Raw genomic sequence first — 17487 nt, forward strand, 5'->3', positions numbered from 1 at the left:
GTATCATAGTTCTTATTCTCATGGACAAATCATCACTTAACACTTACTTTCATTCCCTTTTCAGTATCAAAACGGAAGTGGTTGAAAAGATCACAGAAAAATTTATCCATTTTGAATTAAAAGGCAATACTATTTTGTTGGATAAGGATGCCATCAGTACTAAAACATACTTTCTGGAAAAAGGGTATGTACGTTCCTATATACTGAATGAAGATAATGAGGAGATTACAACCAATATCTATACAGCACCTTGTTTTGTGAATGATTTTCTGTCTTTCTTCAGGCAGCAGCCAACCAAAGAAATATACCAGACGGTAACTGACTGTATTTTCTGGGAAACAGGATTGGAGAATGTACAGGACAATTTTCACAATATTCCTGAATTCAGGGAGTTCAGCCGGCTTCTTTTTGTGCTTAATTACTACAGTATTCATGACAGACTGATAGAAATGGCAAGTCAGAAAGCTTCCACAAGATATTTTAACCTGATGAAGAAAGATCCGGATATTTTTCAGCATGTTCCTTTGAAGATAATTGCTTCTTACCTGGGAATCAAAGACAGTTCCCTGAGCCGGATCAGAAGGGATATTCATAAAATTTAATTTCTTTTCATTTGTCAAGTGATATTTCAGAGATCATCACTGATCTTTGCTAAAAATAATTTCATGAACAAAAAACATATTGTCGTTGTAGGATTAGGGGGAGTAGGCGGTTACTTTGGTTTTAAAATAAATCAGACCAATGAAACTTCCGGAAAATATACTGTTTCTTTTGTTGCCCGGGGAGAAACCTATAAAAAAGTAAAAGAAAACGGATTGACTCTGCTGTCTCCCGAACATTCCAATACTCAGACATATCCCAATGCTGTTGAAGAGAATATCAGTGATATTCAAAATCCTGATCTCGTGCTGATCTGTGTAAAGGAATATGATCTTGAAAATGTATGTAAGCAACTGCTGCCAGTCATTCATAAAGAAACCATTTTGCTTCCGATGATGAACGGAGCAGATATCTATGACAGAATACGTAAAATAATTCCTGAGCATACGGTTCTTCCAACCTGTATCTATGTGGCTTCCCATATTAAAGAAAGAGGAATTGTAGAGCATAAAGGAAAAGCCGGGAAAATGATTGTGGGAAGAGATCCTGAGCATTTTTCTGCTCCTGTAGAATGGATTACAGAGTTATTGGATGAAAGTAAAATTGATTTTGACTTTAAAGACAATTCTTTAACGGATATCTGGACGAAATTCATATTCATTGCCAGTTTCGGACTGGTAACTGCTAAACATAATTCTTCAATAGGAGCTGTCTGTACTGATGAACAGCAGAAGAATGAAGCAACTGAAATTATGAAAGAAATAAAGCAGATTGCAGATAAAAAAGGAATTTATCTTCAGGAAGATATCATTGATAAAACCTTTGAAAAAGCGTCTACATTTCCTTTTGAAACCCCCACTTCTTTACAGCTTGACATTCATTCCGGAAAGAAAGATAATGAGCTGGAATTATTTGCAGGAGCCGTTTTAAAATATGGAGCAGAACTCGGTATTGAAACTCCGTTTACACAAAAAATCTATACCGAAATCAAAGAAAAATAAGTTTTGGCTGAAGCCGAAGAAGAATAAAAATATAAAAGGGCGGGTTAAAACCCGCCTCTATTGAAATTAAATATAAAAGATAGAAATTTCTTAAGAATTCCCGGATTCCATTCCATAGTTAAGCATAGTGCATAGGTCTAAATAAAAATGAATTGAATACATTGTTGTGTCGACTTTTAGGCGCTGTGCATGAATTTCTGCCGATCCAGTAATATTTCATCCGTTTCCCGATGATCAGGATCATCAATACAACAGTCTACGGGGCATACCGCCTTACACTGAGGTTCCTCATGAAAGCCTTTACATTCCGTACATTTTCCGGATACGATATAATAAACCTCGTCAGATATAGCTTCATTATAAGTATCGGCATCAGCTTCCGTCCCGTTCGGGAAGGTTATATGACCGGAAAGTTTTGTTTTGTCTTTCCAGCGCCAGTCGATGGCTCCTTCGTAAATGGCGGAGTTGGGACACTCAGGTTCGCAGGCCCCACAATTGATACAGGCATCCGTTATTTTTATAGCCATATTGTGTATGTTTAGAGGGTTTTAAAAAGGGATTTCTTCAACGTTGAGCGGTTCAGAAATCCCTGCTAAACTTAATTACAGCAGTTCAACACTGTTCTTTGAAAATAAGCAGCATAAAGTGTGCTATTTTTTATTTTTACATCATTAATCTGCAGCAATTTCTGTGAGAAGTCCCTGCATCTGCTTTATAAAAGGTATCACGAGACTAATCTTTTGACTTTATGAATGTTGAAGATTTCAGACTTTCTATTTTTTTAGTTGTTGCAAGGCTGATGAGTTTATCAAACTTACCGGAATAGAGTTCCGAAATTTCAGTTGAATGTTCAGGATCAAATAATGCTGATCTCACAATAGGCACACTGAATGGCAGTGGCCATGCTCTTAATGACTTGGCAATAGAATCCATGGCGTTGATTCCCTGCATCGCCTGAAGACCATCTGCCCAGCATACAAGTCCGACAGTTTTATCCGTAAGATAAGGTTCGTACCTGTTGGCCGTCACTTCAAGCCAGTCCAGGCAGTTTTTCATCACTCCCGGAATGCTTCCGTGATAAAGCGGAGCCAGCCAGATGTGGAGGTCAGCATCGGTAAACATCTGGGTCATGCGTTCTACTGCCAAAGGAGTTTTGGAAAGTGTGACATCGAATAAAGGAATGCCGGAATCGGCAAGGGTAAAAATATCAGTCTGGATTCCCAGCATTTTCAGACGCTCTGAAAAATAGTTAGAAATCAGTCCGGAAGTAGATTGTGTTCTTCTTTCCAGAGATCCGTTGAATATGATAGCTTTCATTTTTTATTGTTTAAAAATTACTTTGGGTAATCCTATCTCACCATACATCAGTGTTTTAACCAAAGGCTTCAGAAGTCCTGCAGCTAATAAATAAAGGGCGGGATCATGATGGGTGCTCGCCCGGACTACTACTTTCTGATTTCTGTAATGTTTCAGGTCTGCATAGATGAGACGGCGTTTCCAGAGATCAAGCAGAACCGTTTCTGCATTGTTTAAATCTACATAAGCAGCATAAGGAGATAGTTTTTCCATGATCAGCATATAGGCCCATGGCGGGATTATGGCATCCGTAGAGCAGATGATTGCTACTGCTTTTTCGTTATAGACAGAAAAATCCACCTTAGCAATTGATTCTTTAAACTCTTTTTCCTTGACAATCATTTCCATGAAGAGATGATCTTTGATATCCAGTTCTACAATTTCCGTTTTCGGTTTGTAATCTGAAAGATCAAGGGCAATAATGCCTGAAGCTTTTGCTTTATTGATAAAATTTTCCTCAGTCATAGTTTGTTTACTTTCAGTGTTACTTATCTTACTTTTGACAAAGCTTCTTCATATTTTCTTTCCACAGAAGACCAATTCAGTACCGACCAGAAAGCATCCAGATAATCTGCTCTTTTATTCTGATAGTTCAGATAATAAGCATGTTCCCAGATATCTATCCCAAGAATAGGGAAGCCTCTGTTCATCGAAAGAACATCCATCATCGGATTATCCTGATTAGGGGTTGAACTAATGGAAAGAGATCCGTTGAATTTTACAAAAAGCCATCCCCATCCGGACCCAAACTGTGACAAACCTGTTTTTTTCATTTCTGCTTTAAGATTCTGAAGGCTTCCAAAAGTTGAAATGATAGCATCGTTAAGTGCTCCTTCGGGGGTAATTTTGGGCTGGGGTGAAAGAATTTCCCAGAATAAAGAGTGATTATAGTGTCCTCCGCCGTTATTTCTTACCGCAGGGCTGTATTCACTTATCCTTTGCAGTAAAGAATCAAGATCAGGATTGACTTCATTGGTTTGTGCAAGGGCAATATTAAGATTATCAACATAAGCCTGGTGGTGACGCTGATGGTGAATTGTCATTGTTTCTTTATCTATAAAAGGTTCCAAAGCATCGTAAGCATAAGGTAACTGAGGTAATGTAAATGGGTCCATCGTATTTATTTTTTTGATTATTGTTAGACAAAGGTAAAAATATATTTAAATAAAACAACTTTTTAGTTGTTTTATTGGTTTTGGATTTTGAAATGATAAAATATTGTAAGTCTTGTGTTTACATGATATTTTTGGAGGTTATAGAAAATGACTATATTTGTTGTTGAAAAATAAAACAACCTAAATATTGCCAAATGAAGAAGCCGGCTGCTGATCGTATTCTGATGTTTTTAAAGATGAGAGGTGAAGTTACATCACTTCATATCGCTGAAGAATTGTCGATTACCAAAGAAGGGGCAAGAAAACACTTACTGAATCTTGCTCAGGAAGGATTGATCCGGTCTTCGGTGAAGAGTGAAGGAGTAGGGCGTCCCTCTACTTACTATGCCCTTACGGAAAAAGGATTGGCTCAGTTTCCTGATACCCACGCAGATGTAACCGTCCAGATCCTGAAATCAGTGAAAAATCTTTTAGGTGAAAATGCCCTGAATTTATTAATCAGCGACCGTGAGAAGAATACTCATGAACGATATGAAAAACTACTTTCTAAAGCAAAATCTCTTGAGCAGCGCCTTGAATCTCTTGCAAAAGTACGTAGCGAAGAAGGATATATGGCAGAATGGAAAAAAGAAGGAACAGATTATTTTCTGATTGAAAACCATTGTCCGATATGTGCTGCAGCAACAGAATGTCAGGGATTCTGCCGTGCTGAATTATCCAATTTCCAGTCGCTGATAGGAAAAGAATATACGGTTGAAAGAATAGACCATATTATTTCCGGCGGACAGCGTTGTGTTTATAAAATCAGTCAATAATTCATCATTCATAATTTATCATTCAGAAGATGGCTTTAAAAGCAGTAATATTTGACATGGATGGCGTCCTTATAGATTCAGAAAAATTCTGGACTCAGGCAGAGCTTGATGTATTTTCATCCTATGGAGTACAGGTTACGGAAGAGCTTGCAGCACAAACCAAATATATGACTACCCAGGAAGTGACAGAATTCTGGTATGAAAGATTTCCGTGGGAAAACCGGGATGCATCTGATCTGGAAAATAAAGTCGTCTCAAAAGTGATCGATCTGATAGAAACCCAGGACTGTACCATGTCCGGTGTACAGGAGTTTATCAGACATCTTAAGAATAGAGAATATAAAATAGGATTGGCAACTAATGCGCCTTTGCGTGTGGCACATGTAGTTCTGGAAAAACTTCAGGTTCGCGATTTGTTTGATACCGTTCATTCATCCGAATTTGAAACCCATGGCAAACCTCATCCTGCTGTATATCTTACTTCTGCAAAAAATCTAGGTGTCTCTCCTGAATCCTGCATTGCTATTGAAGACAGCCATTCAGGATTAAAAGCAGCAAAAGAAGCAGGAATGCAGACCATTGTTTTTACCAATGATGATGAAAGCATTGATTCTGATCTTGCCGACTTTAAAATATTGAACTTTACAAATGTTTTACTGCCTGTGTTTGGGGAATAGTGAATGGGTGAATAGTGAATCCGCTTCGCTGTGAATTTTAATACATGTTGCAAAAATCGACGATTGATTGCGCAGCAAATTGACTATTGACGTAACCCCGAACCCCGAATCACCAACCCCGCAACCCGCTCTCAATACCTCATCAAAATCTCCATCAGTAACAGAATAGAAACCAGTTTTTTTGACGACTGATACTCAGGACTCAACTGTTCACGGATTTCACCCAAAGCTTTGCTTAATTTATTGCTTACCGTCTTATTGCTGAGTCCCAATGCTTCTGCGGTTTCATTAACGGACATATTTTTCCGGATTCTCATATCATATACCTGCTGTTCTGTTGAAGGAAGCTGGGCAACCACTTGATCAATCATTGATAATAAAGTATTGATCTCATTCTCCTCAAGAATTTCAAAATAATCTGTATCTGATATCTCCAGTTCATTGGGGATGTCAAACTCGTCAATACTCAGCGTAGGAGGAGCTTTTTTATAGCTGTTATAAAAGTCAAGGATACGGTAATGAAGATGGCGGAGAAGATAGCCTTTGGCACTTTCGGCGGCGTCAGTTTGTATCGTATCTGTATTCTCAAGAATCTTTATCCATAGGTTTTGAAGGATTTCTTCAGCAATTTCTTTATCCCGGGTCCGTACAAAAACAAAGCTATATAGACTATCCCAGTATCGGTCATACAGCAGCATAAATGCAGGGCGGTCGCCTGATTTTATTTTCTTTAATAATGTATAGTCTGTTGGGTTCATATTGTTGATGCAAAATTACCTAAAGGAAAATTAACTTTTTGTGAACTTTGGGGATGGTAAGATTAAATATTTCTGAAAAACGGGGTCAAAATAGCGGGTTAATGTTGGCTAAATGTGAAAAATGGTGAAAATTATTAACAATTTGCTCATAATATGAATATAACGTTAAGAATGCCCTGGGGAAGTTTTTCATTTTCACTGTCTTATAGATAGAAGTATCTGTGAATACCATGAAAGACTTTATGAAAAATCGTTTAACATATAAAAATATTGAAGCCTTTGTTTTCAGACTTTGGGAACGGGAAGTTTCTGAAGAATCAATTTCTGAAAAGGAAAAAGAACTTTTAACAAAATGGAGAATCCGGACTGAAAAAGATCTGGACGCTGTTCATAGAAAAGAATCCAGAGAAAGGGTATTGTCCGGACTGGAACATTATTTTCCGCAAACAGATAGTATTGCTATGCATTCTGCAAAAAGGTTTAAAACAAATCTGTATAAAATTGCAGCGGTTATTATTCTGCTTTTGTCGTTAGGAGGTATTTTCACTTATACCATGTTCATTAAGCCTGATGTTTATCTTGCAAAATCGGAAAACCGTATTGTTCATCTTGAAGACGGTTCTGTGGTTACCCTTTTGCCGGGCGCTGAACTTACCGTTGAAAAATCATTTCCTGCTTCTACCAGAGTGGTGGATTTAAAGGGAGATGCCATCTTCTCCGTAGCCAAATCAAAAGTACATCCTTTTGTAGTGCATGCAGATGGTTTCAGTACTAAAGTGTTGGGAACGGTATTCAAAATCTCACAATCAGGGAAGAAGAAAGCAGTTGATCTTTATGAAGGTAAGGTAGCTGTATCTTCTCCGGGAGTTCCGGTTTCTTTCCTTAAACCGAATCAGAAATGGACGAATTTCGGGATTGCGCATACTACAGCGGTCATTTCAATAAGCCCGGTGAAAAATTCAGCAAAGAAAGTTTCTGCAATCCTGTCTTTAAGCTTTAATGATGTTCCTTTAAAAGAGGTAGTAACGGTTCTGGAGAGCAACTATAACACAAAAGTATTATATCCTAAAGACGCGGAAGACAAGAAAATCACGGCTGACTTTACCGGTGGAACAGTTGGAGAAAATATTGAATCCCTGGCTTTCATCCTCGGATTGGAAGTACAGAAAAAAGAAAACACCTATATCCTGAAAAAATAAACATTACTCAAAAAATTAAATAATCATAATCAAGAGAACACTTTAAGTATGAAAAGTTTGAAATGTGGGATTACCATAGCAGCCTTATTTTTTACTGTAGCCGCAGAAGCACAGGAGCTGGTTCAGAAAGTAACATTTTCTGTACCTGCCAACAGACCGTTGATTGAAGTTTTGGAGGAATTTGCCGGAAAAACAGGAATGAGACTGGCTTATTCCAAGGTAGATATTAAAGAGCTGAAGGTAAAAGGAGTAAAATGTGAAAATACTTCTGTCAACAACTGCCTGAAGGATATTACCAATGGACTTCCGGTTGTCTACCGCCTGCATGGTGATCTTATTTCGATAAAATATGAAAATTCTGATATCTCAGTATTGGGAAACGGGCGTATTTCCGGTAAAATAGTGGATGAGGTAGGAAATCCCATTACCGGAGCAGAAATTAATATAGCCCGGAAAACCGTAGTCACAGATAATAACGGAGATTTTACAGTAGATCTTCCCTCAGGAACTTATAATCTGACAGTAAAAGCACCTAAATATAATACGCTGAGAGTTGAAAAACTATCTGTCACCAATAAAGAAACAAGTTCCGTATCATTTGCATTGAACAAAGCTTCTGATAAAATTACAGACATTAAAGAAGTCGTGATTACTGCAGCCCGTAAAGCAGATACACAGGCAGGACTTCTCGCTCAACAGAAAAAAGCGGCACAGATGAGCGACGGTATTTCAGCAGAACAGATCTCCAAAACTCCGGACAGCGATGTGGGGGGAACTTTGAAAAGGGTAACGGGAATTACCACCATTGATAATAAATATGTAGTCGTAAGATCTATGGGTGAACGATGGAATACGGCAGCCATGGACGGAATTAATCTTCCAAGTACAGAAGCCTATAATCAGAATTTCTCATTTGATATTATTCCTACTGCCATGGTGGAAAGCGTAGTGGTGAGTAAATCTGCAACACCGGATATGAATGCCAGCTTTGCGGGAGGCTATGTAGAAGTGAGAACCAAAGATATTCCCAACGAAAACTTTACAACAGTAACCATGGGAACTTCTTATAATGACCAGTCGGCGTTCAAAGAATTCCTGACACGCAAGCGGGGAAAGTATGATTATTTCGGATATGACGACGGAACCAGGGATTTTCCCAAAGGACTGGAAGCTGTGAACTGGACGGATCCGAAATTTTTTGAACAGTCCAAGCAATTTACCAATGATAATTTCAGCACCTATAAAACCAGAGGTGACATGGGATCCAACATTCAATTGGCATTGGGAAGAACATATGCACTTAAAAATAATAATAAATGGGGATTTGCCGGAGCATTTGTCATCAGAAACGAACAGAATAAACTGGATATAGACCATACGGGAAGAGGAAACTGGCTGGATACCACAGGAATGCCGGATGCCAATGGCAAGATTCCGTTTTACAACTTCAAAAACAGTGGAGCTTCCTACAACTATAATTCTACACTGGCAGGGATGTTGAATTTCGGGTTACAGCTGGGAAAAAACAGGATTTCATTCCGTAATTCATATACCCATATTTTTGATAATACTTTAACAAGAGTAACCGGATGGAATGAATACTCAACCGGAAGCGGAATGGCTGCCAATGCTGAATTGGCCTATAATTATTTTTATAACGGGGTTATTCCCAATAATGATCCGGCTCAGATAAAAACGTTAGATAGACCTTATACCGATAATACAAACTATCCGATTTTTCAGACCCTTTTGCAAAATAAAATGGAAGGAAGTCATAAAATAGGAAATACGGAGATCAGCTGGTTTGGAGCCCGCACAGGTGTTTCTTCCGATACCAAAGATTATACACAATATATCACCCGGTATGATTTTATCGGAAATGAAATTTTAACCTTTCACAAGATTTACAATTCCGGGGCAGATTTCTACAGAGGGTATATTGAAAACAAAGAAACAGACTACAACTATGGAGCTTCCGTGAAATGGGATATGGATGCAGGAAGTTTTAAAAATACCATTAAAACGGGTTATGCGGGGGCTATAAAAAACAATACCAACCAACAGCAGAAGTTTTTTCTTCGTGTTGATGAAAACCGGGACGTTCCGAATAGCGAGAAGAACTATTTGACGATGTATGGTTCGCTTGCTGACTGGTTTAATGGCTCTCATTATGTTCCGGGTGGTATTGGTTGGGAAACCAGAGGGCTTTATAAAAATGATAAATATGAAGGAGAAGTTAATCAGCATGCCGTATATGTTATGTTTGATAACCGTTGGAAGAAGTTAAGATTGGTATGGGGGCTTCGTGCAGAATATTTTAAGTATAATATGATTTCTCAACAGCTGGATCCTTCAGATTCCAAGTATATCATGAGAGCTGCAATAGAAGATAAACCATGGCAATGGATGCCTTCTGTGAATTTCACATACAGTCCTACCAATAAAATCAACCTGAGACTTGCTTATAATAAATCAGTAATTCGTCCTCAGTTTAATGAAAGAACTGGTCTTCCCTATTTTGATCCAATTGCCAATGGATTGATTTACAATACGGAAATGAGTTCTTCGGTCATTAATAATTATGATTTCAAATTTGAATGGTTTCCAGGACTGGGTGAGATATTTTCCGCAGGATTGTACTACAAAAATATAGACCGGCCCATCGAACGTGAAGGTCATATTTCCAGTGAAGGAAATCTTTTCTTATACAATGGAAATTCAAAAAATGCAAAGCTGATAGGAGTGGAAGCCGAAGTGAGAAAAAGTTTAGGCTTTATTGCAGACGGAACTTTTCTGGAAAAACTTTTCATAAGCGGAAACTTTACCTATAACCATACAAAAGTAGTGGCTTTTAAAGATCTGTATAAAACAGGGGATAATGATGAAACCTATGAAGTGAAACGACCGCTTTACGGACAGACTCCATACGCCTACAATCTTGGACTGATCTATGACGGAAACCGATTAGGAATGAGTTTTTTGTATAACGCAAAAGGAGACCAGTACATCACAGTAGGATATGCTTATAAAGGAGAGGAAATCCAGCGTCCTTATGCTGTAGCCGATGCCCAGATCTCTTATAAATTCCTTCGTAACAGAAACTTTGAAGTGAAATTTAATGTAAGAAACCTCTTCAACAGGGTAAAAGAATATTATAATAATTTCAATTCTTATCTCGCGGCGAAAGACGGAGGAGGAAGTAATGTGGGAACAGAAAGAGAAGGATGGGAACTTCTTCCGGGAGCAACAGATAAGTATGATAAAAATATTGATAAGATCATGTTCCGGGCGTACAGCGGAAGAATGTTCAGCCTAAGTATAAATTATACTTTTTAAAAAAGAAGACACCAAATGTAAATATAAAAAGAGCTCAGGATAGCAGCGTACAGGTTTCGGTAACCTGATCAAAAACTGGAAGAATACTGATGAGGCGCACAGCAGTACCGGTTCAGAAAAAAACCGAGCGTTAATGGCTTTTCCCAGGTATTAACGGTTTCTATGGGAACTTCCCCAATGCAGCTCCTCCTGCAGTGATGGATGAATTCTAAAAACCAAATCGAAGGAATAGAGAGGCAGATATTCCTGAATATTAAAAAACTGATCTGGTATAAAATAACACGACCGGATTTATTAAAAATTATAACAATGAAAAGACTAACTCTAATTGCAGTGGCAGCATTATCTCTTACAGCTTGTCAAAACGATCAACTGGCGGATTCATCATCTCCATTCGAAATGAAATCTACTTCTGCTGAGTACCTTACAGCTTCGGCTCTTCCGGTAACCAGCGTAAGTGGTGCTATTACTACAAATACTACATGGAGCGGTGTAGTTGAATTAGATGGAGTTGTAACCGTAAAAAATGGTGCTACACTAACAATCCAGCCGGGTACATTCATTAAAGCTAAACCAAACACAAGCAATACTGCTACAGGAGTTTTGGTAATTGCTAAAACAGGAAAAATCAACGCAGCAGGTACTGAAGCGCAACCAATCATCTTCACAAGCTACAAATTGTTAGATGGAAATGAAGATACTACTGCTGCTCCTGGTGATTTCGGAGGTGTTATCATATTAGGAGATGCTCCTACCAACACGCCATTCACAAAAACAATTGAAGGATTATCTGGTCCTGATTTCTATTACGGAGGTACCAATGCTTCTCACAACGGGGGAACATTGAAGTATGTACGTATTGAGTTTGCAGGATATGATCTTTTGGCTCCTAACTCAGGAAACGAAATCAATGGTCTTACTTTAGGAGGAGTAGGAAACGGAACCACTTTGGATCATATTCAGGTATCTTTCGGGAAAGATGACTCTTTTGAATTCTTCGGTGGTACTGTAAACGCTTCAAACCTTGTTTCTTTCGCAGCGGATGATGATAATTTCGATTTTGATAACGGATATACAGGAACTATTACTTGTGCTCTTGCTTTGGCAGATTACAACTCTACGCACAGTCTTAGCGGAGCAAGCCCGGATTCTAACGGTATCGAGCTTGATAACAACGCAGACGGTTCTTCTACAACATTGTTGACTCACCCGGTGATCAACAACCTTACTATTGTAGGTCCTAAGAACTCTGCTAAAGGTGCTTTGTATGAAAACGGTATCCACATCAGAAGACACGGAAGATTAACATTAAATAATGCCGTAGTTACAGGTTACCCTGTGGGTATCAAAGTAGAAGGTACAGGTTCTGAACTTTCTTCAGCTTCAGCATACAACACCATCCAGATCCACGGATTTACGACTTCAGTTACAGGGACAGGAACAGCAGGAATTCCTGCAGCTAACTTAGCGACTGGTACTCCTGCATCTCTATGGGGTATGAGCCAGCCTTTCTTCAACGAAGGGGGTTGGAATGTATCTCCAAGAAACTGTGGAAACTTCCAGGGACTTTGGACAAAATACAATTTCTCCATTGTAGAATAATAAAAAACTTTAAAAAGCAGGGAACAGCGTATGCTGATTCCTTGCTTTTATTTCAAAAATTTTAATCATCAGTATTATGAAAAAAATAATTTTATCATCTGTTCTGTTTTTATCTCACCTGGCTGCAGCACAGTCTCTGGTATGGGGAAATTCTTTTGATACTCCTGCCGACCTGCAGGGATGGACCTTTCATGACCTTAATAACAATGGAAACGGATGGGTACAGGGGGAAAATATTTATCACAACGGAACCACTTTAACTTACGGTACTGCCGGCGTTCTTCGTCATTCTATCAATTTGGTTCCAAGTGGAAATGCTAACGGATTTACCGTGGAAAATGACTGGATTATTTCTCCTCAGATTGATCTTACCAATACTGCAGGAACCGTTACGCTGGCCGCTTATATCGGAAGACAGAGATCCACGCATACCATTGTTGCCAGAGATCTTTTTATCTATGTAAGCACACCACAGAAAGAAGTTCCTGCATTATCAGACTTCCAGGCAATGACAATAGATGCCAATGGAAATGATGTTCAGAGTATTTATAAAATACAGGTAGGTGATTCAGCCAATCCTTTTCCGGCTGATCTTACCCAGTTTGTAGAATCCCTTGTAGATCTTTCTGCTTTTGCCGGGAAAAAGATCTATATCGGAATGTGGTCAAACAGAAAAACAAGCGGAAATAATGTCCAGAACATTAATATTGATGAAATGGGAATCTACGCTACTTCATTTTTGGGAACTAAGGATGTAAAAAGAAACAAAATTGTAACACAAATAGCAGAAAATCCGGTAAAAGAGTCTCTGCAGCTGCAGCTTAATCCGGCATTGAAAGAAAATATGACGGTAGTAACCATTTACAGCGCAGCAGGACAGAAAGTGCTTACCGCTCAGTATTCTAAAGCGATCAACACAGCAGGTTTTACATCTGGAGCTTATATAGCAGAAATTACAGATGGAAAGACTACAGAAAGGTTGAAGTTTATTAAAAAATAACTCTTCTTCCCTTAGAAACTGATTCCAGAAACACCATGAATTTTTAATATAAGATAATGGATAGTATTTGATAAAGGCTATCCAGAACATATCCAACTAGTTTTTTTATAATTATATATTGCCCTGCTCCCGGGTAGGGCAATATTTTTTAAGTTTTACAATGAAATAATTGACGAAAGATGAACAGAATCTTTGCATTACTGCTATTATTTACTGCACTTTTTTCATGCACAGACAGCAACACGATGGAGCTGTATGATAAAGTACAGAAACCCGGAGAGATTAATATCAAAGGATTTTCCAAGCCTGATGTCCTTCAGCTGAGGTTCAATGGAGCACCTGTATCCATTGACGGAAAAACATCCTATACCAATAAAATAGAAACCCAGCTTCAGTTTGTCCTGGATCAGGGAGAAACCAATAAGCTGTCTGTATATAATAATGAAACAGGAACCGAAATTGCAAAATACAATATTACCTATGACAACATACATGATTATAAAAACTTATACTTTTTCAATCTTCCGGGGATTTACCTGCAGACGTATGCTGTAAAACCTCAGGTTAATCTTGGAAAAGTAGGGTTTGAATTTATTTTCCCCAATCTTGGCGAACTTTCCGGAACCACACTGAAAGAGGTGAAAGGCGTTCTTAAAAGAGAAAATGGAGTGGTACTGGCAGAATTTGAAACCATTGGAAAAGACAACTTTACCGCAGTGAAAATCTATAGTTTTTTCAGTTCTACAGCTCCGGTATATCTGGAATTGTACAAACCGGGAACTACAGAACCTTATTCCGGATCTAAAATGATTCAGGTAAAACTGAAACAGCACACAGGGGCAAATATGATTGTTCTTCAGGAAAAAATAGAGAATGGGGAATGGGTGGTAAAAGGAGATATTGATGTCGCAGAATATCTGTAATTGCGTATGAAAAACTTTTTAAAACTTCAATGCATTGCGATCGTAGTCTTTCTCATTTCGTGTACGAATAATAATGACGAAAGCGCACCCGTTTTTCCGGAAGGAAGTACAGAATCTGTCAATCTCTGGGTTCAGGACAGCATGAAACGGTATTACTATTGGGCAGATCAGATGCCTGCAAAACCAGATTACCGTCTTCCCGTTAAAGATTTTTTTAAAAGTCTCCTGTCTTCCCAGGACCGGTTTTCTTTCATGGTCAATACTGAAGATTCTTCTACCTATCCACGTTCCATAAGGAATATGTACGGTTTTGATTATACCGTTGCCAAGCTTGCCAACAACCAGGTTGTTACAATCATTAAGCTGGTTCTTCAAAATTCTCCAGCCTTCAATGCAGGGCTGGAACGGGGGATGATTATTACCAAAATCAATGGAAAAGTTATTACAGCAGCCAATGCAGAATCAATGGCTTCATCCATTAAAGACCAGACCGTTGTAGACCTCACTGTAGGAAAATGGCAGAATGGAGCGGTTGCTGATGAAAAAAATATTACCGTTTATTATGGCTTCTCTTTTGAACAGCCCATTTTATCTAAAATTTTTGAGAAAAATGGTAAAAAAGCAGGGTACTTATATATCTATGATTTTCCAGACGGAATGGCACAAACCCTGAACCAGAAGTTTGCAGAATTTAAGGCTGCCGGAGTACAGGAACTGATTCTTGATCTCCGTTACAATTATGGAGGTTCGGTATCATCTGCAGCAGCTCTTTGCTCATTGATTCCTTCAGGGCTGTCGTCTGCTTCGCCATTCATTATTTTTAAAGGAAATAAAAACGGAGGAGAAGTGAAAAGAACATTTGCCCAGCAGATCGCTTATGATCCCAAAGCTCTTGATTTTAATACTCTACGTGCCAATGCACTGGGATTACAGAAAGTATTCATCCTTACCTCCAACAGTACAGCATCTGCAGCGGAAATTGTCATCAACAATCTGAAGCCGTATATGCAGGTTATTCAGATCGGAGATACTACTTTAGGTAAAGATATGGCCGGATTTGTAGTAGAAGACAAACGGAAGCCGAGAAAAATTTCCTGGCAGATTCATCCGGTAATTTATAAAGTATTTAATGCCAGTGGAGCCGGAGAATACAGCAATGGAATTTCTCCACAGATCATGGTCAATGAATACGCCGGGTTGCCACTATTGCCTTTGGGTGATCCTAATGAAACCCTTATTTCTTCTGCCCTTAACGGAGGTTATTTCAAATCTGCAGGTCAGGAAAAGAACGGAAGCGTTACAATTCTCTATCAGAGTGATGTGCCTCCGGTGATGATGGAAAAATAGAATTCGGATAGAGAAATGTAGTAATATTTTTAAACCATTAAGAAGTTTAAAGAATTAAAGTATAGTTAAGACCAATCATTCTGATTAAGTTAAAGCGAAGTTTAATCTTAACACCTTAATACCATCTTAATGGTTCAAGAAAAAATTAAAAAGTTTATTTAATAATAAAAAAAATAATATCGAACAGGTAAAGGTTAAAACTCTTTTACCTATTCAGGAACACCATAAAATCACAAAATCATGCAGGGAATAGAACCGAAACTTCACATGAACCTGACCAGCCGTATTGAATATTACCGTCTGCTGATAGAAGCTGCAGAAGATCCTGAAAGCCAGCCTTCGGATGTGGTTACACAGATCTCAGAACTGAGGCATCTGTATGAAGAATATCTCCTTAATAAAAAGAATCTGGAGAACAGCATCAAAAACTACCGGCAGTATCATAATGATTTACGGAAAAACCTTACCGTAAGGCTTCGGGAGCTCAGAAGAAAAGCAAGACAGAAATAATACCTGAAATTTACTTTATGAGCTGATTTTGCTGTGAAATTCATACCTTTATAACATCAAGCTGAAGGATGAAGGAATTATGAATTTTACTCAGGCAGAGTTTTCCGGTTATTTACAGATATTTTGGCAGTTTTCCTGGCCGCAATGGATGATATTCAGTCTTATCATTAACAGCTTTCTATACCTGTTTTCTATAGGTTTATATGTTTTTATTGAAAAGACATGCCGTAAAAGTCAGCTGCAGGAAAAAAATCATCCTGTTACAAGATCCGATTTCTATCTCAGCCTTTTTACCATCATCTGTAACAGCTTTGTCATGCTGCTGGGAGCATTCTTATGGAAAAACGGGTGGATTGTGCTTGGAGAAAATCAATCGGTTGCTGGGATAGCAGTAGAAATCATTGCTTTGCTTCTTCTGATGGACTTTCTGATGTATTTCTTTCATTACGGGGCACACTCGCCTCTGATCTACAAAATTCTGCATAGAAAACACCACGAGCATGTAAGTACCAATTTTCTGAGTCTTTTTGTTCTGCATCCTTTTGAAACAATAGGGTTTGGATTCATGATGCTCGTTTTACTCATCGGTTATGATTTCTCCGTAATTTCTATTTCCATTTATCTATTGCTCAATCTTATCTGGGGAACCATAGGACATCTTAACAGGGAATTTTTTCAGGCCTCATTTGACCGTTTATTCGTAGGAACAACAAGATTTCATAATCAGCATCATCTGGATGAAAGCAAAAACTTTGGATTTTATACTTCTATCTGGGATAGGATATTTGGGACCTATAAGTAAGAGAAGGATATTACAATTTTACATGATTCAGTACTTTGCTTAGCAGGTAATTAAAATTTTCCAATTCTTTAGAAGTCAATATAGAAGCCGTTTGTCCGGTAATATTTTTACGGAAAGTCTCTGAGTTTTCTATGATAAATCTTCCCTTATCCGTTACTGAAAGGTTATATTTTCTATGATCTGTTTCCTCCTGTTTCTTAATGATCAGATCATTGCTGATCAGAAATTTCAGCTGTTTCGAGATGGCTGCCTGGCTGATGTTAAATGCTGCTGAGATTTCCCTTCCTGTGGCTGTTTCTTTTCTTAAAATAAATTCAATAATATTATAATGGGCAGCAGTAACTCCATTGATATTTCCCCGGTTCATATGTGCCAGAATAAGACATTGGAAATTTGTGAATGTGTTAAAAAACTCTTTTTCAATGGGTTTCATGATAAATATACTT

The 17487-nt window shown here is 38.3% G+C and carries 18 protein-coding genes; 12 read left to right on the forward strand and 6 right to left on the reverse strand.

The genetic code is table 11. The features are described 5' to 3' along the window. Positions 1-20 precede the first annotated feature (20 nt). Both FN817_RS01560 and FN817_RS01565 read left to right on the forward strand, forming a co-directional pair. Positions 21-602, forward strand: a complete 582-nt coding sequence (locus FN817_RS01560) for a Crp/Fnr family transcriptional regulator (RefSeq protein WP_142716420.1) — start codon at positions 21-23, stop codon at positions 600-602. Between the two features lie 63 nt (positions 603-665). Then, positions 666-1601: a ketopantoate reductase family protein gene (locus tag FN817_RS01565; protein ID WP_142716421.1), complete on the forward strand. Its 936-nt coding sequence runs from the start codon at positions 666-668 to the stop codon at positions 1599-1601. Between the two features lie 176 nt (positions 1602-1777). Here FN817_RS01565 and FN817_RS01570 read toward each other — a convergent pair whose 3' ends face one another. The 4 genes from FN817_RS01570 to FN817_RS01585 form a co-directional block, all read right to left on the reverse strand. Then, on the reverse strand, positions 1778-2128 hold the full coding sequence (locus FN817_RS01570; RefSeq protein WP_142716422.1) for a 4Fe-4S dicluster domain-containing protein: 351 nt from the start codon (positions 2126-2128) through the stop codon (positions 1778-1780). Between the two features lie 205 nt (positions 2129-2333). Continuing rightward, positions 2334-2918 (reverse strand): NADPH-dependent FMN reductase, encoded by a 585-nt coding sequence (locus FN817_RS01575; protein ID WP_142716423.1) that lies wholly within the window; start codon positions 2916-2918, stop codon positions 2334-2336. Between the two features lie 3 nt (positions 2919-2921). After that, positions 2922-3422 carry a DUF2480 family protein gene (locus tag FN817_RS01580; protein WP_142716424.1) on the reverse strand — a complete coding sequence of 167 codons (501 nt, stop codon included), beginning with the start codon at positions 3420-3422 and terminating at the stop codon, positions 2922-2924. Between the two features lie 23 nt (positions 3423-3445). Further along, entirely contained in the window at positions 3446-4072 is a 627-nt protein-coding gene (locus tag FN817_RS01585) for a superoxide dismutase (protein WP_142716425.1), read from the reverse strand. A 194-nt stretch (positions 4073-4266) separates the two neighbouring features. Here FN817_RS01585 and FN817_RS01590 point away from each other — a divergent pair, with 194 nt between their 5' ends. Together FN817_RS01590 and hxpB are read left to right on the forward strand one after the other, a co-directional pair. Further along, complete coding sequence (locus tag FN817_RS01590; RefSeq protein WP_142716426.1) at positions 4267-4887, forward strand: helix-turn-helix transcriptional regulator; 621 nt, start codon at positions 4267-4269, stop codon at positions 4885-4887. A 29-nt stretch (positions 4888-4916) separates the two neighbouring features. Next, positions 4917-5564 carry a hexitol phosphatase HxpB gene (gene hxpB, locus FN817_RS01595; RefSeq protein ID WP_142716427.1) on the forward strand — a complete coding sequence of 216 codons (648 nt, stop codon included), beginning with the start codon at positions 4917-4919 and terminating at the stop codon, positions 5562-5564. A gap of 131 nt (positions 5565-5695) precedes the next feature. On the opposite strand, the gene FN817_RS01600 is transcribed toward hxpB, so the two are convergent. After that, positions 5696-6322, reverse strand: a complete 627-nt coding sequence (locus FN817_RS01600; protein WP_142716428.1) for an RNA polymerase sigma factor — start codon at positions 6320-6322, stop codon at positions 5696-5698. A 242-nt stretch (positions 6323-6564) separates the two neighbouring features. Between FN817_RS01600 and FN817_RS01605 the strand changes: the two genes are divergently transcribed. The 8 genes from FN817_RS01605 (at position 6565) to FN817_RS01640 (ending at position 17041) form a co-directional block, all read left to right on the forward strand. Further along, positions 6565-7521: a FecR family protein gene (locus FN817_RS01605; protein ID WP_228451436.1), complete on the forward strand. Its 957-nt coding sequence runs from the start codon at positions 6565-6567 to the stop codon at positions 7519-7521. A 48-nt stretch (positions 7522-7569) separates the two neighbouring features. Further along, positions 7570-10857: a TonB-dependent receptor gene (locus tag FN817_RS01610; RefSeq protein WP_142716430.1), complete on the forward strand. Its 3288-nt coding sequence runs from the start codon at positions 7570-7572 to the stop codon at positions 10855-10857. A 309-nt stretch (positions 10858-11166) separates the two neighbouring features. Beyond that, on the forward strand, positions 11167-12459 hold the full coding sequence (locus tag FN817_RS01615) for a hypothetical protein (RefSeq protein WP_047423165.1): 1293 nt from the start codon (positions 11167-11169) through the stop codon (positions 12457-12459). Between the two features lie 76 nt (positions 12460-12535). Further along, positions 12536-13459, forward strand: a complete 924-nt coding sequence (locus tag FN817_RS01620; RefSeq protein ID WP_142716431.1) for a T9SS-dependent choice-of-anchor J family protein — start codon at positions 12536-12538, stop codon at positions 13457-13459. Positions 13460-13638: 179 nt separating this feature from the next. Continuing rightward, positions 13639-14382, forward strand: a complete 744-nt coding sequence (locus tag FN817_RS01625; RefSeq protein ID WP_228451437.1) for a hypothetical protein — start codon at positions 13639-13641, stop codon at positions 14380-14382. Positions 14383-14388: 6 nt separating this feature from the next. After that, positions 14389-15729: a S41 family peptidase gene (locus FN817_RS01630; RefSeq protein WP_142716432.1), complete on the forward strand. Its 1341-nt coding sequence runs from the start codon at positions 14389-14391 to the stop codon at positions 15727-15729. A gap of 240 nt (positions 15730-15969) precedes the next feature. After that, entirely contained in the window at positions 15970-16239 is a 270-nt protein-coding gene (locus FN817_RS01635; protein ID WP_142716433.1) for a hypothetical protein, read from the forward strand. Between the two features lie 79 nt (positions 16240-16318). Continuing rightward, positions 16319-17041 carry a sterol desaturase family protein gene (locus tag FN817_RS01640; RefSeq protein ID WP_142716434.1) on the forward strand — a complete coding sequence of 241 codons (723 nt, stop codon included), beginning with the start codon at positions 16319-16321 and terminating at the stop codon, positions 17039-17041. Positions 17042-17051: 10 nt separating this feature from the next. On the opposite strand, the gene FN817_RS01645 is transcribed toward FN817_RS01640, so the two are convergent. Continuing rightward, entirely contained in the window at positions 17052-17474 is a 423-nt protein-coding gene (locus FN817_RS01645) for a MarR family winged helix-turn-helix transcriptional regulator (RefSeq protein WP_142716435.1), read from the reverse strand. Positions 17475-17487: the final 13 nt, after the last annotated feature.

It is taken from the genome of Chryseobacterium rhizoplanae, from assembly GCF_900182655.1.
Lineage (GTDB): Bacteria > Bacteroidota > Bacteroidia > Flavobacteriales > Weeksellaceae > Chryseobacterium > Chryseobacterium rhizoplanae.

What these genes read in the sequence shown, in the direction of transcription:
- FN817_RS01560 (WP_142716420.1), top strand. Translation starts at nt 21, where the DNA reads ATGGACAAATCATCACTTAACACTTACTTTCATTCCCTTTTCAGTATC.
- FN817_RS01565 (WP_142716421.1), top strand. Translation starts at nt 666, where the DNA reads ATGAACAAAAAACATATTGTCGTTGTAGGATTAGGGGGAGTAGGCGGT.
- FN817_RS01570 (WP_142716422.1), bottom strand. Translation starts at nt 2,128, where the DNA reads ATGGCTATAAAAATAACGGATGCCTGTATCAATTGTGGGGCCTGCGAA.
- FN817_RS01575 (WP_142716423.1), bottom strand. Translation starts at nt 2,918, where the DNA reads ATGAAAGCTATCATATTCAACGGATCTCTGGAAAGAAGAACACAATCT.
- FN817_RS01580 (WP_142716424.1), bottom strand. Translation starts at nt 3,422, where the DNA reads ATGACTGAGGAAAATTTTATCAATAAAGCAAAAGCTTCAGGCATTATT.
- FN817_RS01585 (WP_142716425.1), bottom strand. Translation starts at nt 4,072, where the DNA reads ATGGACCCATTTACATTACCTCAGTTACCTTATGCTTACGATGCTTTG.
- FN817_RS01590 (WP_142716426.1), top strand. Translation starts at nt 4,267, where the DNA reads ATGAAGAAGCCGGCTGCTGATCGTATTCTGATGTTTTTAAAGATGAGA.
- hxpB (WP_142716427.1), top strand. Translation starts at nt 4,917, where the DNA reads ATGGCTTTAAAAGCAGTAATATTTGACATGGATGGCGTCCTTATAGAT.
- FN817_RS01600 (WP_142716428.1), bottom strand. Translation starts at nt 6,322, where the DNA reads ATGAACCCAACAGACTATACATTATTAAAGAAAATAAAATCAGGCGAC.
- FN817_RS01605 (WP_228451436.1), top strand. Translation starts at nt 6,565, where the DNA reads ATGAAAAATCGTTTAACATATAAAAATATTGAAGCCTTTGTTTTCAGA.
- FN817_RS01610 (WP_142716430.1), top strand. Translation starts at nt 7,570, where the DNA reads ATGAAAAGTTTGAAATGTGGGATTACCATAGCAGCCTTATTTTTTACT.
- FN817_RS01615 (WP_047423165.1), top strand. Translation starts at nt 11,167, where the DNA reads ATGAAAAGACTAACTCTAATTGCAGTGGCAGCATTATCTCTTACAGCT.
- FN817_RS01620 (WP_142716431.1), top strand. Translation starts at nt 12,536, where the DNA reads ATGAAAAAAATAATTTTATCATCTGTTCTGTTTTTATCTCACCTGGCT.
- FN817_RS01625 (WP_228451437.1), top strand. Translation starts at nt 13,639, where the DNA reads ATGAACAGAATCTTTGCATTACTGCTATTATTTACTGCACTTTTTTCA.
- FN817_RS01630 (WP_142716432.1), top strand. Translation starts at nt 14,389, where the DNA reads ATGAAAAACTTTTTAAAACTTCAATGCATTGCGATCGTAGTCTTTCTC.
- FN817_RS01635 (WP_142716433.1), top strand. Translation starts at nt 15,970, where the DNA reads ATGCAGGGAATAGAACCGAAACTTCACATGAACCTGACCAGCCGTATT.
- FN817_RS01640 (WP_142716434.1), top strand. Translation starts at nt 16,319, where the DNA reads ATGAATTTTACTCAGGCAGAGTTTTCCGGTTATTTACAGATATTTTGG.
- FN817_RS01645 (WP_142716435.1), bottom strand. Translation starts at nt 17,474, where the DNA reads ATGAAACCCATTGAAAAAGAGTTTTTTAACACATTCACAAATTTCCAA.